Source organism: Bradyrhizobium sp. SZCCT0231 (genome assembly GCF_018130245.1).
In the GTDB taxonomy this organism is placed as follows: Bacteria; Pseudomonadota; Alphaproteobacteria; order Rhizobiales; family Xanthobacteraceae; genus Bradyrhizobium; species Bradyrhizobium japonicum_F.
Window position 1 is genome coordinate 1 of the sequence record NZ_JAFCKP010000031.1, and the last position, 16846, is coordinate 16846.

Here is a 16846-nt window from a genome sequence, read left to right on the forward strand (position 1 = left end):
CGTTGAGCACGTTGCGCGTCATCGGATGCAGATCGGCGAGCGGCTTCGAGCCGAGCTCGACCCAGACCAGCTCGACCAGCTCCGCGTCGGCGTGGATCACGCCCTCGACGCGATGGGTGATCGCGGAGGCATCGGCCGTGAAGAAGCGCGTGTCGAACCGCTTGACGCGGCCGGGCGGGGTGATCGCGCGCGCGATCAGGAACAGGCCGGAGGGATCGGGCAGCAGGCCCGCATCCGCGAACGGCTGCCAGGGGCCTTCGAGCTTTTCCAGCTTGCCTTCGGCCTTGCGTCCGAGGCAGAGACCCGTCTCCTCACAGGCTTCGCGGATCGCGGCAATGGCGAGCGACTTCGCGCGCGAGGCCGGGGTCTTCGGGCTGCCCTTGGCGAGATTGGCTTCCAGCTCGGCGGTGATGGGCGCGGCGCAGGGCACGCGATAATCGGCCTTGTCGACGCGGCCGCCCGGGAAGACGAACTTTCCGGGCATGAACACCACCTTGTCGTGGCGCTTGCCGACCAGAACTTTCGGAACGGTGCCGCTGCGATCGACCAGGATCAGCGTCGCCGCATCCTTCGGGCGGAAATAGGGATGGTGGTCGGCTTCCTTGCCCTCGTGGATTTTTGCTTTCTCCGCAACTTGCGCAATATCCGTCATGTCCTCACCCGAACTGTTCTTGCTTATTTTGCTTACACTGGCGGAATACCATCCGGCGGGTTCTCGTCAAACCCGTGCATGCGCAGAGCCCATTGCAAGCCGACCACAGCTCCCTTCACGGGCTGCAGCAGCGCGAGCGATGCGACGAAGGTGAAGGGCAGATAGGCCGCGAAGCCGATCCAGACCGGCGTGGTGTAATTGGTCTCGATCCACAAGACGGCCGGCACCACGATGTGACCGACAATGACGATCACGAGATAGGCGGGCAGATCGTCGGCGCGATGCGGCGTGAAGTCGAGGCCGCACGTTGCGCAGTTGTCCGCCGTCTTCAGGAAGGCGCGGAACAGCTTGCCCTCACCGCAGCGCGGGCAGCGGCCGCGAAAGCCGCGCTTCATTGCCAGGAAGACATCGCGCTTCTCGGCGAGACCCGTCTCGCGCGTCCAGATCTTTGGGGCCGTGCTCGTCGTTACCATGCCTTGCCCTTCTTGCCTTTTCCCTTGTTCTTTCCTTTGGCCTTCTTGCCCTTGGCAGATTTTTGCTTCTCCGGCTTGCGTTTTTTCTCCGGGCTGCGTCCGGGCTGCGCCTTTGATGATTTGCGCTGCGGGCGGAATGGCCTGCGCTCGCGCGGGCCGCTCTCGCTCTCCGACGACAGCAGCTCGAAGCGCAACGCGCCCGCGATCGGGGCAGCTTCTATCAGACGGACGTCAACGACGTCACCGAGCTGATACATGGTGCCGCTGCGCGTACCGACCAAGGCATGTCGGCTCTCGTCATAGTTGAAATATTCCGTGCCGAGGGATCGGATCGGGATCAATCCGTCGGCGCCGGTCTCGCTCAGCTTGACGAATAGGCCGGCGCGGGTGACGCCGGAGACGCGGCCCTGGAAGCTGGCGCCGATGCGGTCGGCGAGGTGATGTGCGATCAGGCGGTCGACGGTCTCGCGCTCCGCCTTCATCGCGCGCCGCTCGGTCAGCGAAATATGCGCGGCGACTTCGCCGAGCGATTCCGGCGTCTCGCTGTCGGGCAGGGCGCCTTCGCCGAGGCCGAGCGCGCGCACCAGTGCGCGGTGCACGACGAGGTCGGCATAGCGGCGGATCGGCGAGGTGAAGTGCGCGTAGCGGCGCAGGTTCAGGCCGAAATGACCGTAGTTCTCCGCGGAATATTCGGCCTGCGCCTGGGCGCGCAGCACGACCTCGCTCACCAGCGGGTAGTAGTCATGGCCTTCAAGCTGGGCCAGCACGCGGTTGAACAGCGTCGGGCGCAGCGCGCCTGATTTCGTGAAGGGGACGTCGAGCGTCTCCAGGAATTCCGCGAGTGCGTGGACCTTCTCGAGCGTCGGCTCGTCATGCACGCGGTAGATCAGCGGCAGCGATTTCTTCTCCAGCATCTCGGCCGCGGCGACGTTGGCGAGGATCATGAATTCCTCGATCAGCTTGTGCGCGTCGAGACGCTCCGGCACGACGACGCGGTCGACCGTGCCGTCGCTCTTCAGGAGGATCTTGCGCTCCGGCAGATCGAGATTGAGCGGATCGCGCTCGTCGCGCGCGCGCTTGGCACAGGCATAGGCGGCATAGAGCGGCCTCAGGATCGGATCGAGCAGGGGGCCGGTGGTGTCGTCGGGCCGCCCGTCGATCGCGGCCTGCGCCTGCGCGTAATGCAGCTTGGCCGCCGAGCGCATCAGGATGCGATGAAAACTGTGCGAGCGCTTGCGGCCGTCGGGGCCGAGCACCATCCGCACCGCGAGCGCCCCGCGCGGCTCCCCCGGCACCAGCGAGCAGAGATTGTTGGAGATGCGCTCGGGCAGCATCGGCACGACGCGGTCGGGGAAATAGACCGAGTTGCCGCGGTCGAGCGCATCGCGGTCGAGCGCGGTGCCCGAGCGGACGTAGAAGCTGACATCGGCGATGGCGACGTTGACGATGAAGCCGCCCTTGTTGTTGGGATCGTCATCTGCTCGCGCATGCACCGCGTCGTCGTGATCCTTGGCGTCGGGCGGATCGATGGTGACGAGCGGGACGTCGCGCCAGTCCTCGCGTCCCTTCAGGTTCGCTGGCTCCGCCGCTTCCGCATCGCGCATCGCGGCGGAGGAGAATTGCAAGGGAATGTCGTGCGCGTAGATCGCGATCAGGCTGATCGCCTTCTCGGATTTGACCGAGCCGAGCTTCTCTTTGACCCGGCCGGAGGCGAGGCCGAAGCCGCGCGAGCGGACGATGTCGACGCTGACGAGATCGCCGTCCTGCGCGCCCTGGGTGTCCGTTTTCGCGATGTTCAGCTCGCGGTCGGCGAACTTCTTGTCGACGGGGACGAGCCGTCCGCCGCCTTCGGGAAGGCTGCGGAACACGCCGAGGATGCGGCTCCTGGCCTTGTCGATGACCTTGATGATGCGGCCGCGATAGGCGGGGCCTTCGTCATCGCCCGAGCGATCGACGCGCAGCAGGGCGCGGTCGCCGACGCCGGCGGCGGTGCCGGGCTTGGCCCGGCGCGGCATCTCGATGAGGATCTTTGGCGGCTCGCCGCTCTCGACCTCGTCCCATTCGGCGGGGGAGGCGATCAATTCGCCGTCGCTGTCGCGGCCGGTGATGTCGGCGAGCAGGGTTGGCGGCAGCGCGTCCGGCTCGGAGACCTTGTGGCGCTTCTTCTTGATGACGCCGTCATCGGCGAGCTCGCGCAGCATGCGCCTGAGCTCGGCGCGATCGGCGTTCTTCAGGCCGAACTCGCGCGCAATTTCGCGAGTTCCGACCTTTCCCGGATTTGCCTTGATGAAGGCGACGATGGCGTTCCTGTCGGGAAAGCCACGGTCATTCGTGCGTTTCACTTAACCTCTAACTCTTGCCGGCACTCTTCTTGGCCGGAGCCTTAGGGGCGGCTGCCTTGGTCGATGACGGCTTCGTGGCGGAAGTCTTGGCCGTCGACGGCACGGCGGCGCGCGCCTTGCTGGTGGATTCGGATTTGGTCTTGGCCGCGGCTTTTTTCGCGGCCGGTTTCTTCGGTTTTGGCGCGGCGTCCTCGCCGTCCGCAGCCTTCTCTGCAGCCTTCTTGGCCTTGGCCGGCTTCGCCGCCTTCTTGGCCTTGGTCTTGCCACCGCCCTTGGACGCGCGCTCGTCGATCAGCGCGATCGCCTGCGGCAGGGTGATCGTATCCTTCTCGAACTCGGCGGGGATCGTCGCGTTGACGCCGCCGGCGGTGACATAGGCGCCGTAGCGGCCACTCTTGACGGTGACGGTGCCGAGCGTCGGATGCTCGCCGAGCGCCTTACCGGGATCGGCACCGAAGCGGCGGCTCGGGCCCTTGGCGACCTTTTCCGCGATCAGCGTCACCGCGCGGTTGAGGCCGATGTCGAACACCTCGTCGCCGGCTTCCAGGCTGGCATAGGTCTTCTCGTGCTTCACGAACGGTCCGAAGCGGCCGAGGCCCGCCGTGATGGGCTGGCCGGTTTCCGGATGCTTGCCGATCTCACGCGGCAGCGACAAGAGCTTCAGCGCAAGCTCGAGATCGACATCGCTGGGCGAGGTGCCCTTCGGGATGCCTGCGCGCTTGGGCTTCTCGCCTTCCTCATAATCCTTCTGCTCGCCGAGCTGGATGTAGGGGCCGAAGCGGCCGGCCTTGACCCAGACATCGCGACCCGTATCGGGATCCTGGCCGAGCGAGCGGTCGGCGGTCGCCTCGCCATCGGCGGCGAGCTGGCGGGTGTAGCGGCACTCCGGATAGTTCGAGCAGCCGACGAAGGCGCCGAACTTGCCGGCCTTCAGATTGAGCCGGCCGGTGCCGCAGTTCGGGCACTGCCTGATATCGCCGCCATCCGCGCGCGGCGGATAGATGTGCTGGCCCAGCATGTCGTCGAGCACGTCGAGCACCTGCGCCACGCGCAGATCCTTGATGTCGTCGACGGCGCCGATGAAGCCGGTCCAGAAGTCCTTCAGGACCTGCTGCCAGGAGATCTCGTTGTTGGAGATGCGGTCGAGCTGCTCTTCGAGGCCGGCGGTGAAGTCGTATTCGACGTAGCGGGCAAAGAAGCTTTCGAGGAATGCGACCACGACCCGGCCCTTGTCCTCGCCGTGCAGGCGCTTCTTCTCCAGCTTGACGTAGCCGCGGTCCTTCAGGACCTGGAGGATCGAGGCATAGGTCGAGGGCCGGCCGATGCCGAGCTCTTCCATGCGCTTGACGAGGGATGCTTCCGAGAAGCGCGGCGGCGGCTCGGTGAAGTGCTGGGTGACGGACAGCGACTGCCGCTTGAGCGCGTCGTTCGGGCTCATCGCGGGCAGGCGGCGGGAATCCTCGTCCTCCTCGTCGTCGCGGCCTTCCTGGTAGAGCGCAAGGAAGCCGTCGAACTTCACGACCTGGCCGGTAGCGCGCAGCTCCAGCGTGCGGCCGCCGGCCTTCGCCGCGATGTCCACCGTGGTGCGCTCGAGCTCGGCAGATTCCATCTGGCTCGCGATGGTGCGCTTCCAGATCAGCTCATAGAGCCGGGCCTGGTCGGCATCGAGCTTGCGGCTCATGCTGTCGGGGCGACGCGAGAGGTCGGTCGGGCGGATCGCTTCGTGCGCTTCCTGGGCGTTCTTGGCCTTGGCCTGATACTGGCGGGGAGCGTCCGGCACATAGGCGTTGCCATAGTCCTCGCCGATCACCTTGCGCGCCTGGGTGATCGCCTCGGGGGCGATCTGCACGCCGTCGGTTCGCATATAAGTAATGAGTCCGGTGGTCTCGCCGCCGATGTCGATGCCTTCATAAAGGCGCTGGGCGATGCGCATCGTGTGCGCCGGCGCAAAGCCGTATTTGCGGCTGGCTTCCTGTTGCAGCGTCGAGGTGGTGAAGGGCGCCTGCGGATTGCGCCGCGCCGGCTTGGCGTCGACCGCGGTGACGGCGTAGGTCGCCAGCTCGAGCGCCTTCTTGAAATCCTCGGCTTCCGCGCCGGTGCCGATGTCGAGGCGCTGGATCTTCTTGCCGTCGGCGCCGACGAGGCGGGCCTCGAAGGCATCGCCGCGCGGCGTGAGCAGGGTCGCGATCAGCGACCAATATTCGCGCGGCACGAACTTCTCGATCTCGAGCTCGCGGTCGCAGACGAGGCGCAGCGCCACCGACTGCACGCGGCCGGCCGAGCGGGCGCCCGGCAGCTTGCGCCACAGCACGGGGGAGAGGGTGAAGCCGACGAGGTAGTCGAGCGCGCGGCGCGCCATATAGGCGTCGACCAGCGCGCCGTCGATCTGGCGCGGGTGCTTCATCGCGTCCGAGACCGCCTGCTTGGTGATGGCGTTGAACACCACCCGCTCGATCTTCTGGTCCTTCAGCGCGCGCTTTTCCTTCATCACCTCCAGCACGTGCCAGGAGATGGCCTCGCCCTCGCGATCGGGGTCGGTGGCGAGAATCAAGCGGTCAGCCCCCTTCAGGGATTTGGCGATCTCGTTGAGCCGGCCGGCCGCCTTGGGATCGACCTCCCAGATCATCTTGAAATTGGCGTCGGGATCGACGGAGCCGTTTTTCGCCGGGAGATCGCGGACATGGCCAAACGAGGCCAGAACCTCATAGGACGAGCCCAAATATTTGTTGATCGTCTTGGCTTTCGCCGGCGACTCCACAATGACGATATTCATTTAGTTCCAGTGGCTTACGGGAAAATCTCAGGCCGAAAACGAAAGGACTCGGGTCGGCCGTTTCGCCCCGAACATGGGTGGTGAGGCCTCCGCTGTCAAATCGAGGGGTGTTGAAAGCGCTCCGAATGGGAAAAGTTTCATATCGAGAAAGTTGTAAAACACCACCTTGGAGTTGCGATCCATGTCGGCGTAGTGTCCTCTGTGGGGCATGGATTCGGGGTGGGGTCTGGTGACAAGGCCGGGAAAGAAACGGGCGCGCGCTGTATCAGGCGTGCCAGGGGGCTCGCGCAACGAGGAACCGGGGGAGGGCGGGGCGGATGAGGCGGTGGCCTTCATCGCCGAGCAGGTGGCCGCCTTGCGCAAGCTGGCCGAGCGTCACAAGCTCGACGTGCTGCATTATCTCCTAGGGATGACGCAGCTCGAGGCCGATGAGCATCTGCGGCTGCGGACCAAGCGCAAGCTGTCGTGAGGCCCGGATCTCTGTCAGTCCCGTCATCCCCGCGCGAGCGCATAGCGCTCGTCGCTGGAGGCGCGAGTGGCGCGATGCCAGGCATCGCGCCGCGAGCCTCGAAGGATGAACGGCCGAGGTGCCAGCCGGGCCGTCGCCCTTCGAGGGCCGCCGAAGAAGCGGCCACCTCAGGGTGACGGTGATAGATATGTGCTCGCAATGATGGGGTGGTAGCAGTTCGCCGTTATCACGCCGACCTTCGCAGCGGCGTAGGCCTCGGCTTCAGCATGGTGTCCGCCGGACTGAGCAGCCGCCCATCCTCCGCGCGCATTTCGAGCTTCTTGACCGGGCGGCCTTTTTCGCGATCGACCAGGATGGTCGCGATCTCCTCAGGCGCGTCGTCGAACTCCTCGCTCCATTGCCGCAGCGCCACCAGGATCGGGAAGGTGCCACGGCCCTTGGGCGTCAGCAGATATTCCTGGTAGGCGCTGCCGTCGGAGGCGGGGGCGGTTTCCAGAATGCCGTGGTCGACCAGCGATCGCAGGCGCGCCGCGAGGATGTTCTTGGCCATGCCGAGCTTGCTCTGAAACTCGCCGAAGCGGCGGACGCCGAACAGCGCCTCGCGGATGATCAAGAGCGACCACCAGTCGCCGAGCGCCTCCAGCGACCGCGCGATCGGGCAGGCATCGCCCTCGAAGCTCGTTCGTTTCACCATCGTCGTCTGTCCTGGCGTATTCGCACGGCGCCCGCGCCGATCACGCGCTTGTGTGGTTGCATTATAAAACCAATTGCCCTAGATCGCAAAGTAGTTTCATCATGCAACTACTGGAGGCGAGCGTGAGACTGAAGAACAAGACAGCCCTGATCACCGGCGGCAACAGCGGTATCGGGCTTGCGACGGCAAAACTGTTCGTGGCCGAGGGCGCCAAGGTGGTGATCACCGGGCGCAACAAGGAGACGCTGGCGACGGCTGCCAAGGAACTCGGGCCGAACGCGCTCGCGCTCGCCGCCGATGCTACCGACATCGCGGCGACGGAAGCTGCGATCAAGCAGGGCGCGGAAAAGTTCGGCAAGTTCGACATCGTGTTCGCCAATGCCGGCATCGCCGGCGGCACGCCGCTGGGCTCGGCGACACCAGAGGTGTTCGAGAAGGTCATCAGCACCAATCTGACCGGCGTGTTCTTCACCGTGCAATCCGCGCTGCCCTATCTCAACGACAATGCCTCGATCATCCTCAACGGCTCGGTGATCTCGGTGCTCGGCATTCCCGGTTACTCCGCTTACGGCGCCGCGAAGGCCGGCGTGCGGGCGATGGCGCGGATCATGGCCTCGGAGCTGTCGCCGCGCGGAATCCGTGTCAATGTCGTGGCGCCGGGCGCGATCCGCACCCCGATCTGGGGGCCTGCGACCGCGACGCCCGAAGCCGAAAAGGTGTTCGAGCAGCGGATCGGGCTGATGACGCCGCTCGGCCGCCTCGGTGAAACGGATCACGTCGCGAAGACGGTGCTGTTCCTCGCTTCCGATGATGCCGCGCATGTGCAGGGCCAGGAAATCTTCGTCGACGGCGGCGCGGTGGCATCCCCGAGCGGCGCGCCGATCTATCGCGGCTGATCAAATCAAGTGCAAATTGAATCGGCCGGCGCAGCGTGGTTGCGCCTGCCGGTTCCTACGTCTTGAGATGCATTGACGAGGTGTTGAACCTGCGCGCAAGCTGCAAAGACCTTTTTACGGGCAGGAGGCAGACTCATTACTTAACGGAGTCGGTCATGACAAAAGCGGCCCGCATTTTCGCGTCGATTTCGTCGCCGCGCGTGTTCACCGAAAGACCTGCCGTTCCGGCCAGGCGTTCTGCGACGTCCGAGTTCGTCGCCATCGCGTTGTTCTCCGGGATTGGGCTGTTCGTCTCGCTCGTTGCCGTGATCCTGGGCAAGCAGGGCATCTGGTTTTAGGTTTTGCAGAACGCGCGAGCCCGTCGATCAGCCGCCGCAGACGATCCTGCGGCGACCGATGACGCCGGTATGATCTCAGGCCGCGTGCAGGCTGGTGGCGGCCTGAAGCGCGCCCGCAAGTGCTTTCTCGCGGTGATCCGGTCCGACCTGGATGCCGTCGGCGATGATGAACTCGGCATTGTGGATGCCCATGAACCCGAACACACCGCGCAGATAGCTTTCGAGGTGTTCCAGCGCTGCGGCGGGTGTGCCCGCGCCGTAATAGCCGCCGCGCGAGATCGCGACGATCACGCGCTTGCCGCCGGCGAGCCCCTCCGGCCCGGCCGCGCCATACTTAAAAGTCTTCCCCGCCACCAGGATGCGGTCGATCCAGGCCTTGAGCTGGCTGGGAATGGTGAAGTTGTACATGGGCGCGCCGATGACGACGATGTCGGCGGCCAGGAACTCCTCCAGCGCGGCGGCGCTTGCGGCGAGGTCGGGCCCGAGTTCCGCCGGCGCCGGGGCGCCTTGCGCGGCCGCGAGATGCGAGCCGGAGAGATGGGCGAGCGGGGTCTGGCTCAGGTCGCGATAGACGACCTCGAGCGAGGGCGTGGCCTGCTTGAGGCGGTCGACGATGGCGGCGGAAACCTGCCGGCTGACGGAGTGGGGGCCGAGCACGCTGGAGTCGATATGGAGCAGTTTCATGTGGGGTCACCCTGGTATAAGTTTGTAACCAGCGCTACATGAGTGACTGTCGAAATCCCCGCAAGAACGCACTTTTTTGAGCCATGGGCACATTATTGGAACCTGAGAACACCGAATTGCCTGCCTGTTACGAGCGGCCCGACTTGCCTGCGCGGCCGGATCCCAACCATGCGGACTGCCGCGGGGTCGCCTCCGTGCTGTCCCGCGTCGGCGACAAATGGAGCGTGTTCGTCATCATGATGCTGAGCGACGGGCCGAAGCGCTTCAACGAGCTCAAGCGCATGATCAACGGCATCTCGCAGCGCATGCTGACCCTGACGCTGCGCGGCCTCGAGCGTGACGGCCTCGTCACGCGCACGATCTTCCCGACCATTCCGCCGCGGGTGGACTATGAGCTGACCGATCTCGGCCGCGGCCTGTCGCGGCCCGTCGAGGCGCTCGGCAAATGGGCGAAGGAGCATCTGGATCAGATCGAGGCCGCGCGCACGAAGTTCGACCAGCGTAACGAGGGTTAGCGTTGCGACTCGACAGTTCACGCCGTTATTCCGGGGCCCGAGCGAAGCGAGGGAGCCCGGAATCCATTTAGCCGCAGACCAGGTGGACGAATGGATTCCGGGTTCGGCTCTTCGAGCCGCCCCGGAATGACGCCTTTCCAGTCAACGACGTCGAAGGCACACCACTACAGCAGCGACACCAGTCCGCCGCCGTGGCGTTCGAGCTTTCCGGCCAGCTCGAGCTCCAGCAGCACGGTGCGCACGATCGCGGGCGAGGCGCCGGACATCCGGACGAGATCGTCGATCGAGATCGGCGCAGGGCCGAGCAGGCCGATGATCTGGTCGCGATCGTGGCCCTGCGGATCGCTCTCGAATGGCTCGCTGTCGGGCTCGCCCGCGGGGTGCATCAGCGGCCGCTCCATGATCGGCTGCACCGCGTTGATGATGTCGGCAGCTTCCGTGACGAGCGTTGCGCCCTGCTTGATCAGGTCGTTGGCACCGGCGGCGCGCGGATCGAGCGGGGAGCCGGGCACCGCGAACACCTCGCGGCCCTGTTCGGCCGCCATGCGCGCGGTGATCAGCGAGCCCGAGCGGTGTGCCGCTTCCACCACGACGACGCCGAGCGAGGCGCCCGAGATCAGCCGGTTGCGACGGGGAAAGTCGCGGGCGCGCGGCTCGTGGCCGAGCGGCATTTCGGAGATCGCGGCGCCCGCGTGATCCAGGATCGCGGCGAGCAGGTCGCCATGCTCGGGCGGATAGATGCAGTCATGCCCGCCGGCGAGCACGGCAATCGTGCCGCTCTCGATGCTGGTGCGATGCGCGGCCTGGTCGACGCCGCGGGCGAGGCCCGAGATGACGACAAAACCGGCTTCGCCAAGCTCACGCGCGAGCTGGCCGGCGAATTTCAAGCCGGCGCCGGAGGCGTTGCGCGAGCCGACGATCGCGATCATCGGCCGCATCAGGCTTTTCGTGTCGCCGCGCACGGCGAGCAGCGGCGGTGCATCATCGATCATCGCCAGCCGTGCCGGATAGCCGTCCTCGCCGGGCGCGAGCCAGGCGATGCCGAACTTGCGGCTTGCGGCGAGCTCGGCCTTTGCCTCATCCGCACTACAGATGCGCCCCGATCGCTGCGCACCGCCGCGGCGGGCCAGGTCCGGCAAACGCTCCAGCGCCGCGCGCGGGTTGCCGAAATGATCGACCAGCGAGCGGAAGGTGCGCGGCCCGACATTGTCGGAGCGGATCAGCCGCAGGCGGTCGATCCGCTCAGCCTCGGTCAGCTCCACACTCGGATTGATGGCGTCCACGGTGTCTCCTTGCAGGGACAGCATGGAACAACCTGAGGGCGTTGCGCAACAGGGACGTGCGCTTGCGCGACCTCGCTGCGATGCTAAAAGCGATGGCAATAAAAAGGATTTTGCCATGATCTCACTTGCCGACCTCCAGCGCCGCATCGAAGCGGGAAAGCTTTCGCCAGAGGCCGCCATCGCCCAATCGCACGCCGCGATCGAGGCCAAGGAGAAGGACGTCCAGGCCTTCGTCCGCCATGACAAGTCGGCTAAGGCGCAAGGCTCCGGGCCGCTGCGCGGCATTGCCGTCGGCATCAAGGACATCATCGACACCGCTGATATGCCGACCGAGATGGGCTCGGAGATCTATCGCGGCTGGCAGCCGCGCAGCGATGCGCCGGTCGTGATGATGCTGAAGCGGGCAGGGGCCACCATCATCGGCAAGACCACCACGACCGCGTTCGCCTCGCGCGATCCGACGCCGACGCGCAATCCGCACAATACAGGTCATTCGCCGGGCGGCTCCTCCTCGGGCTCGGCCGCGGCTGTCGGCGCCGGCATGATCCCGCTGGCGCTGGGCACCCAGACTGGCGGCTCGGTGATCCGGCCCGCGGCGTATTGCGGGACGGCCGCGATCAAGCCGTCGTTCCGGATGCTGCCGACGGTTGGCGTGAAGTGCTATTCATGGGCGCTCGACACGGTCGGCCTGTTCGGCGCCCGGGCAGAGGATCTTGCGCGTGGTCTGCTGGCGATGACGGGGCGCACGGAGTTCTCCGGCATCACCCCGGCGAAGTCGCCGCGCATCGGCGTGGTCAGGCAGGAGTTCGCGGGCGCCGTGGAGCCGGCGGCCGAAGAGGGGCTGCAAGCGGTAATCAAGGCGGCGATGCGCGCCGGTGCCAGCGTGCAGACCATCGATCTGCCCGAGGCGGTGCAGGAGGCCTGGCGCATCCATCCGATCGTCCAGGACTTTGAGGCGCATCGCGCGCTCGCCTGGGAATTTTCCGAGCGTCACGACGAGATCGCGCCGATGCTGCGCGCCAGTCTCGATGCGACGGTCGGGCTGACGCCGAAGGAATATGACGAGGCGCGCCGCATCAGCCGTCGCGGTCGGCGCGAGCTCGGTGAATTGTTCGAGGGCATCGACGTGCTGCTGACCTATTCAGCGCCGGGCACGGCGCCGGCCAAGGAGCTCGCGACCACCGGCGATCCCCGCTACAACCGGCTCTGGACGCTGATGGGCAATCCTTGCGTCAACGTGCCGGTGCTGAAGGTCGGCGGCCTGCCTGTTGGCGTGCAGGTGATCGCGCGCTTCGGCAACGATCCGCTCGCACTCGCGACGGCCTGGTTCTTGGAGGAGGCGCTGGCGAAATCAGGCTAGCGCGGGTTCGGAAGAAACAAGGGCCGGAGCGGGCGCTGAGGGCGCTGCGTCGGCTCTTGCACCTTGTCCGAGCCAGCGCTCGGCGGCCTCGCGACCGCTCCGGTGCAGCAGGCGAATGAAGCCGCGGCCGAGATCGGTCGATGAGCGCTGCGCCAGGCCGTCAACGGTGTCTTCGGCCGCGATCCTGGAGAGCCGCAGCGAGGGCGCGGCATGGGCCTGCGCCCATTCGATCGCCGCGATCTCGGCATTGAGCGCGGCGTTGGCCGCGATCTGGTCGAGCCTACGGTCGATCGCGGCGAGCGTGATCGGCACATAGCTGTCGCGCGTCGGCGTCACCTGAACGAGCAGCAGATCGGTCGCCGCGGTTTGCTGCACCAGCCGCAGCAGCGGCGGGTTGCCGCCAAGGCCGCCGTCCCAATAGGCTTCGCCGTCGATCTCGACCGCACAATGGACCAGCGGCGGGCAGGTCGAGGCCAGCGCGACGTCGGCGGTGATGGCCTCGTTGCCAAAAATCTGCTGCTGCCCGTCGCGGATCCGCGTCGCCGCGATCAGCAGCTTCGGGCACCGCGCATCGCGCAAGGCGGAAAAGTTGATGTCACGCGAGACCGCCTGCCGCAGCGGATCGAGATCGAACGGATCGAACTGGCCGGAGCGCAGCGTCGGGCCGAACGCGACCGAGCTTCCCGCCGGCGAAAAGCCGCCGATCAGCATCAGCGAGCGGAACGAGGCCTCGTGCATCAGCCGGACCCAGAACCGGCTCAGTCGCGACCGGGCGCCTTCGCGGCCGCCTTCGGCAAGGCCGCAAGCGAGCAGCAGCGCGTTGATGGCGCCGGCGCTGGCGCCACTGATGGTGTCGATCGCGACATCAGGCTCTTCCAGTAGCCGCTCCAGCACGCCCCAGGTGAAGGCGGCAAAGGTGCCGCCGCCCTGCAGCGCCAGCGAAAGCTTTCGCGGCGGCCAATGGTCGGAACGCGCCTGCGCGGGCGCGACCGGTGCAGCCTTGGTGACCACGCTATCGAGCGGAGCGGCGGCTTGCGCGACGGGCTCAGGCGGCGGCGCTGGCCGTGAAACAGGGGCAGGCGCTGGCGCGTCGGACCAGATGCTGGTCGCCGAGAGCAGCCGGCTTGCCGCGGTGCCGGAAGCACCTCGCGAACCATCCCCGTCATGCGCGCCGATCATCTCTCGCTCATTCTGAGCAAACCGCGTAACGCCGTTTCCTGTGTCAGGATGACAGGCATGGAACCCGTTCGCTACTGTCTGCCTCAACTGCTGCGAAGGTTGCGAACAGGATTTGGCAGATAATGCGGAAAGGGTGCGGCGATATCAGTACTTTTTCCGGCTTCAGATTCTTGCTTGACGCGTTTTCTTGACGCGCACCGGCATCCACTTCGCTCGAAAACGCTCTAGGCCTTCTCGCCGATCCGGCTTTCCTTGCCGGCTTGCAAGCGCTTGATGTTCTCGCGATGCGCGTAGAACAAGAGCAGCGTCAGCACTGCTGCCAGTGCGGACAATGCGAGGTGACCGAACCACCACAGGAATATCGGCGTGATGAAGGCCGCCACCAGCGCCGAGAGCGAGGAGTAGCGGGTGGTGAAGGCGGTGGCCAGCCAGAGCAGGCAGAACACGACGGCGCCCGGCCAGAACAGCCCGAGCAGGATGCCGATATAGACCGCCACGCCCTTGCCGCCCCTGAACTTCAGCCAGACCGGGAAGAGATGGCCGAGGAAAGCGCCGAGCCCGGCCACCATGGCGGCATTGGGGCCTGCGATGTAGCCGGCGATCACGACGGCCACGGTGCCCTTGAGCGCGTCGAACAGCAGGGTGCCCGCGGCAAGGCTCTTGCGCCCCGTCCGCAGCACATTGGTTGCGCCGATGCTGCCGGAGCCGATCGAGCGGATATCCTGCGTGCCCGCGAGCCTGGTCAGAACCAGCCCGAATGGAATCGAGCCGAGGAGATAGCCGATGACGAAGGCCACCGGCAAATATGCTTCAAGCCCCATGGCGGCAGCTCCAAAGGCCCATTCTCCGCGTCGAACGAACGCTCACGTCAGACATGCTCATACACCGTCCGCCCGCCGACAATCGTGCGCACCACGCGGCCTGTAAAGCGGGCCTCGTCGAACGGAGTGTTCTTGCAGGGCGATTTGAGATCGGCGGGATCGACCACCCAGGGCGTATCGGGGTCGATCACGATGACATCGGCCGGGCTGCCGGCGCGCAGGGTTCCGCCTGATAGCCCGAGCAGCTCGGCCGGCCGGGTCGACATCGCGCGGATCAGCGTCTTCAGCTCCATCTCGCCATTATGCACCAGCCGCAAGCCGGCCGGCAGCATGGTCTCGAGGCCGACGGCGCCGGGAGCGGCTTCCGCGAACGGCAGACGCTTGACCTCGACGTCCTGCGGATTGTGGTCGGACATGATGACGTCGAGCAGGCCGGAGGCGAGCGCCGCCACCAGCGCGCGGCGGTCGTCCTCGGTGCGCAGCGGCGGCGACAGCTTCAGGAACGAACGGTAAGGGCCGATGTCGTTCTCGTTCAGCGCCAGATGGTTGATCGAGACCGAGGCGCTGACCGTGAGCCCGGCGTCGCGGGCGCGCTGGAGGATGTCGAGGGAATCGATGCAGGTCAGCGAAGCCGCGTGATACCGGCCGCCGGTGAGGGCGACGAGGCGCAGATCGCGCTCCAGCATGACGGCTTCGGCGGCGTTCGGGATGCCCATCAGGCCGAGCCGGGTCGCGAACTCGCCCTCGTTCATCACGCCTTCGCCGACCAGGTTGGGGTCCTCGGTGTGATGCACGATCAGCGCGTCGAAGTCGCGGGCATAGGTCAGCGCGCGGCGCATCACCTGGGCGTTGGTCACGCTCTTGTCGCCGTCGCTGAAGGCGACTGCGCCGGCCGCCTTCAGGAGGCCGAACTCGGTCATCTCCTCGCCATGCATGCCCTTGGTCAGCGCCGCCATCGGCTGGATGTTGACGATCGCGGTGTCGCGGGCGCGGCGCATCACGAAGTCGACCGTCGCCGAGTTATCGATCACCGGAGAAGTATCGGGCTGGCAGATGATGGTGGTGATGCCGCCGGTCGCGGCGGCCTGGCTCGCCGAGGCAAAGGTCTCGCGGTGGCTGAGGCCGGGCTCGCCGACGAAGGCGCGCATGTCGATCAGGCCCGGCGCCACGATCTTGCCGGAGCAGTTGACGATGTCGGTGCCCTCGGGCACCCCGGCCGCGCCAATGCCGCGGCGGGTCTCGCGGATGGTGCCGTCGGCAATGAGAACGTCGGCGACACCATCGAAATCCCTGGAGGGATCGACGACGCGGGCGTTGGCGAGCAGGATGGGGCGGCGGTCGATCAACATCGGCATCACGCGTTCGGCAGGTTACGGGCGAGCGCTTCCAGCACGGCCATGCGCACGGCGACGCCCATCTCCACCTGTTCGCGGATCAGGGACTGCGCGCCGTCGGCCACGATCGAGTCGATCTCCACGCCGCGGTTCATGGGGCCTGGATGCATCACGAGCGCATCCGGCTTGGCGTAGGCGAGCTTCTTCTGGTCGAGCCCGAAATAATGGAAATATTCCGATGACGATGGCACGAAGGAGCCGTTCATGCGCTCGCGCTGCAACCGCAGCATCATGACGATGTCGGCGCCTTCGAGACCCTCGCGCATGTCGCGCGCGACCTCGACGCCCATCCGCTCGATGCCCGTTGGCAGCAGCGTGGAGGGGCCGACGACGCGGACGCGGGCGCCCATGGTGTTGAGCAGGATGATGTTGGAGCGGGCGACGCGCGAATGCAGCACGTCGCCGCAGATCGCGACCACGAGGCCCTCGATCCGGCCCTTGTTGCGGCGGATGGTGAGCGCATCCAGCAGCGCCTGGGTCGGATGCTCATGCGCGCCGTCGCCGGCATTGATCACGGAACCGTCAACCTTGCGCGCCAGCAGTTCCACCGCGCCCGAGGCGTGATGGCGCACCACCAGGATATCAGGGTGCATCGCGTTCAGCGTCACGGCGGTGTCGATCAGGGTCTCGCCCTTGCGGATCGAGGACGAGGACACCGACATGTTCATGACGTCGGCACCGAGCCGCTTGCCGGCGAGCTCGAACGAGGATTGGGTCCGGGTGGAGGCCTCGAAGAAGAGGTTCACCTGCGTCCGTCCCCGCAGGACAGTGCGCTTCTTGTCAACCTGGCGGTTGAGCTCGACATATTCTTCGGACAGGTCGAGGAGGCCGCTGATGTCGGCCGCGGAAAGGCCCTCGATGCCCAGCAAATGCCGGTGGCCGAGGACGAAGGTCGATTTCGATGTCATTAAAGGCAGAGCTATAGGGGGGGATGGCGGGGGGAGCAAGGGGCAAACGGCGGGAGGCGAGTTAT

The 16846-nt window shown here is 66.3% G+C and carries 16 protein-coding genes; 5 read left to right on the forward strand and 11 right to left on the reverse strand.

Features of this window, described 5'->3' with window-relative positions:
* The 4 genes from JQ566_RS33680 to topA all read right to left on the reverse strand — a co-directional run.
* A partial coding sequence (locus JQ566_RS33680) for an NUDIX hydrolase (RefSeq protein ID WP_212380432.1) occupies positions 1-652 on the reverse strand: 652 nt, incomplete at its 3' end.
* A 32-nt stretch (positions 653-684) separates the two neighbouring features.
* Complete coding sequence (locus JQ566_RS33685) at positions 685-1125, reverse strand: DUF983 domain-containing protein (RefSeq protein WP_212380434.1); 441 nt, start codon at positions 1123-1125, stop codon at positions 685-687.
* A complete protein-coding gene (gene rnr, locus JQ566_RS33690) occupies positions 1119-3467 on the reverse strand; it encodes a ribonuclease R (RefSeq protein WP_212380436.1) in 2349 nt (782 codons plus the stop codon). Before rnr ends, JQ566_RS33685 begins: the two co-directional genes overlap by 7 nt.
* Before the next feature lie 7 nt (positions 3468-3474).
* On the reverse strand, positions 3475-6240 hold the full coding sequence (gene topA / locus JQ566_RS33695) for a type I DNA topoisomerase (RefSeq protein ID WP_212380438.1): 2766 nt from the start codon (positions 6238-6240) through the stop codon (positions 3475-3477).
* 325 nt (positions 6241-6565) lie between these two features.
* Here topA and JQ566_RS34765 point away from each other — a divergent pair, with 325 nt between their 5' ends.
* On the forward strand, positions 6566-6709 hold the full coding sequence (locus JQ566_RS34765) for a hypothetical protein (RefSeq protein ID WP_245326802.1): 144 nt from the start codon (positions 6566-6568) through the stop codon (positions 6707-6709).
* Positions 6710-6935: 226 nt separating this feature from the next.
* Here JQ566_RS34765 and JQ566_RS33705 read toward each other — a convergent pair whose 3' ends face one another.
* Positions 6936-7403: a winged helix-turn-helix transcriptional regulator gene (locus tag JQ566_RS33705; protein WP_212380440.1), complete on the reverse strand. Its 468-nt coding sequence runs from the start codon at positions 7401-7403 to the stop codon at positions 6936-6938.
* Positions 7404-7525: 122 nt separating this feature from the next.
* Between JQ566_RS33705 and JQ566_RS33710 the strand changes: the two genes are divergently transcribed.
* Positions 7526-8299 carry an SDR family oxidoreductase gene (locus JQ566_RS33710; RefSeq protein ID WP_212380442.1) on the forward strand — a complete coding sequence of 258 codons (774 nt, stop codon included), beginning with the start codon at positions 7526-7528 and terminating at the stop codon, positions 8297-8299.
* A 155-nt stretch (positions 8300-8454) separates the two neighbouring features.
* Positions 8455-8637 (forward strand): hypothetical protein, encoded by a 183-nt coding sequence (locus JQ566_RS33715; RefSeq protein WP_212380444.1) that lies wholly within the window; start codon positions 8455-8457, stop codon positions 8635-8637.
* Positions 8638-8712: 75 nt separating this feature from the next.
* Here the strand turns inward: JQ566_RS33715 and JQ566_RS33720 are convergent, their stop codons facing one another.
* A complete protein-coding gene (locus JQ566_RS33720; protein ID WP_212380446.1) occupies positions 8713-9321 on the reverse strand; it encodes an FMN-dependent NADH-azoreductase in 609 nt (202 codons plus the stop codon).
* 83 nt (positions 9322-9404) lie between these two features.
* Here JQ566_RS33720 and JQ566_RS33725 point away from each other — a divergent pair, with 83 nt between their 5' ends.
* Entirely contained in the window at positions 9405-9836 is a 432-nt protein-coding gene (locus JQ566_RS33725; protein WP_212380448.1) for a winged helix-turn-helix transcriptional regulator, read from the forward strand.
* 164 nt (positions 9837-10000) lie between these two features.
* On the opposite strand, the gene dprA is transcribed toward JQ566_RS33725, so the two are convergent.
* Positions 10001-11143 carry a DNA-processing protein DprA gene (gene dprA / locus JQ566_RS33730; protein ID WP_212380450.1) on the reverse strand — a complete coding sequence of 381 codons (1143 nt, stop codon included), beginning with the start codon at positions 11141-11143 and terminating at the stop codon, positions 10001-10003.
* Positions 11144-11234: 91 nt separating this feature from the next.
* Here dprA and JQ566_RS33735 point away from each other — a divergent pair, with 91 nt between their 5' ends.
* Positions 11235-12479, forward strand: a complete 1245-nt coding sequence (locus JQ566_RS33735) for an amidase (protein ID WP_212380452.1) — start codon at positions 11235-11237, stop codon at positions 12477-12479.
* Here the strand turns inward: JQ566_RS33735 and JQ566_RS33740 are convergent.
* The 4 genes from JQ566_RS33740 to JQ566_RS33755 all read right to left on the reverse strand — a co-directional run bounded on the left by JQ566_RS33740 (position 12471) and on the right by JQ566_RS33755 (position 16781).
* Positions 12471-13658, reverse strand: a complete 1188-nt coding sequence (locus JQ566_RS33740) for a patatin-like phospholipase family protein (RefSeq protein ID WP_212380454.1) — start codon at positions 13656-13658, stop codon at positions 12471-12473. The two genes, JQ566_RS33735 and JQ566_RS33740, sit on opposite strands and share 9 nt — an antisense overlap.
* 224 nt (positions 13659-13882) lie before the next feature.
* Positions 13883-14479 carry a glycerol-3-phosphate 1-O-acyltransferase PlsY gene (plsY, locus tag JQ566_RS33745; RefSeq protein WP_212380456.1) on the reverse strand — a complete coding sequence of 199 codons (597 nt, stop codon included), beginning with the start codon at positions 14477-14479 and terminating at the stop codon, positions 13883-13885.
* A 47-nt stretch (positions 14480-14526) separates the two neighbouring features.
* Entirely contained in the window at positions 14527-15834 is a 1308-nt protein-coding gene (locus JQ566_RS33750; RefSeq protein ID WP_212380459.1) for a dihydroorotase, read from the reverse strand.
* The gene (locus tag JQ566_RS33755) at positions 15834-16781 is read right to left on the reverse strand and encodes an aspartate carbamoyltransferase catalytic subunit (protein ID WP_122402883.1); all 948 of its coding nucleotides are present in this window, start codon (positions 16779-16781) and stop codon (positions 15834-15836) included. The genes JQ566_RS33750 and JQ566_RS33755 overlap by 1 nt, the downstream gene beginning before the upstream one ends.
* Positions 16782-16846: the final 65 nt, after the last annotated feature.

Bases quoted from the DNA above. Each gene is read 5' to 3' on its own strand.
- JQ566_RS33685 (WP_212380434.1), bottom strand. From the start codon at position 1,125: ATGGTAACGACGAGCACGGCCCCAAAGATCTGGACGCGCGAGACGGGT.
- JQ566_RS33740 (WP_212380454.1), bottom strand. From the start codon at position 13,658: ATGATCGGCGCGCATGACGGGGATGGTTCGCGAGGTGCTTCCGGCACC.
- JQ566_RS33705 (WP_212380440.1), bottom strand. From the start codon at position 7,403: ATGGTGAAACGAACGAGCTTCGAGGGCGATGCCTGCCCGATCGCGCGG.
- dprA (WP_212380450.1), bottom strand. From the start codon at position 11,143: ATGCTGTCCCTGCAAGGAGACACCGTGGACGCCATCAATCCGAGTGTG.
- JQ566_RS33755 (WP_122402883.1), bottom strand. From the start codon at position 16,781: ATGACATCGAAATCGACCTTCGTCCTCGGCCACCGGCATTTGCTGGGC.
- JQ566_RS33750 (WP_212380459.1), bottom strand. From the start codon at position 15,834: ATGCCGATGTTGATCGACCGCCGCCCCATCCTGCTCGCCAACGCCCGC.
- JQ566_RS33720 (WP_212380446.1), bottom strand. From the start codon at position 9,321: ATGAAACTGCTCCATATCGACTCCAGCGTGCTCGGCCCCCACTCCGTC.
- topA (WP_212380438.1), bottom strand. From the start codon at position 6,240: ATGAATATCGTCATTGTGGAGTCGCCGGCGAAAGCCAAGACGATCAAC.
- JQ566_RS33725 (WP_212380448.1), top strand. From the start codon at position 9,405: ATGGGCACATTATTGGAACCTGAGAACACCGAATTGCCTGCCTGTTAC.
- JQ566_RS33735 (WP_212380452.1), top strand. From the start codon at position 11,235: ATGATCTCACTTGCCGACCTCCAGCGCCGCATCGAAGCGGGAAAGCTT.
- JQ566_RS33715 (WP_212380444.1), top strand. From the start codon at position 8,455: ATGACAAAAGCGGCCCGCATTTTCGCGTCGATTTCGTCGCCGCGCGTG.
- plsY (WP_212380456.1), bottom strand. From the start codon at position 14,479: ATGGGGCTTGAAGCATATTTGCCGGTGGCCTTCGTCATCGGCTATCTC.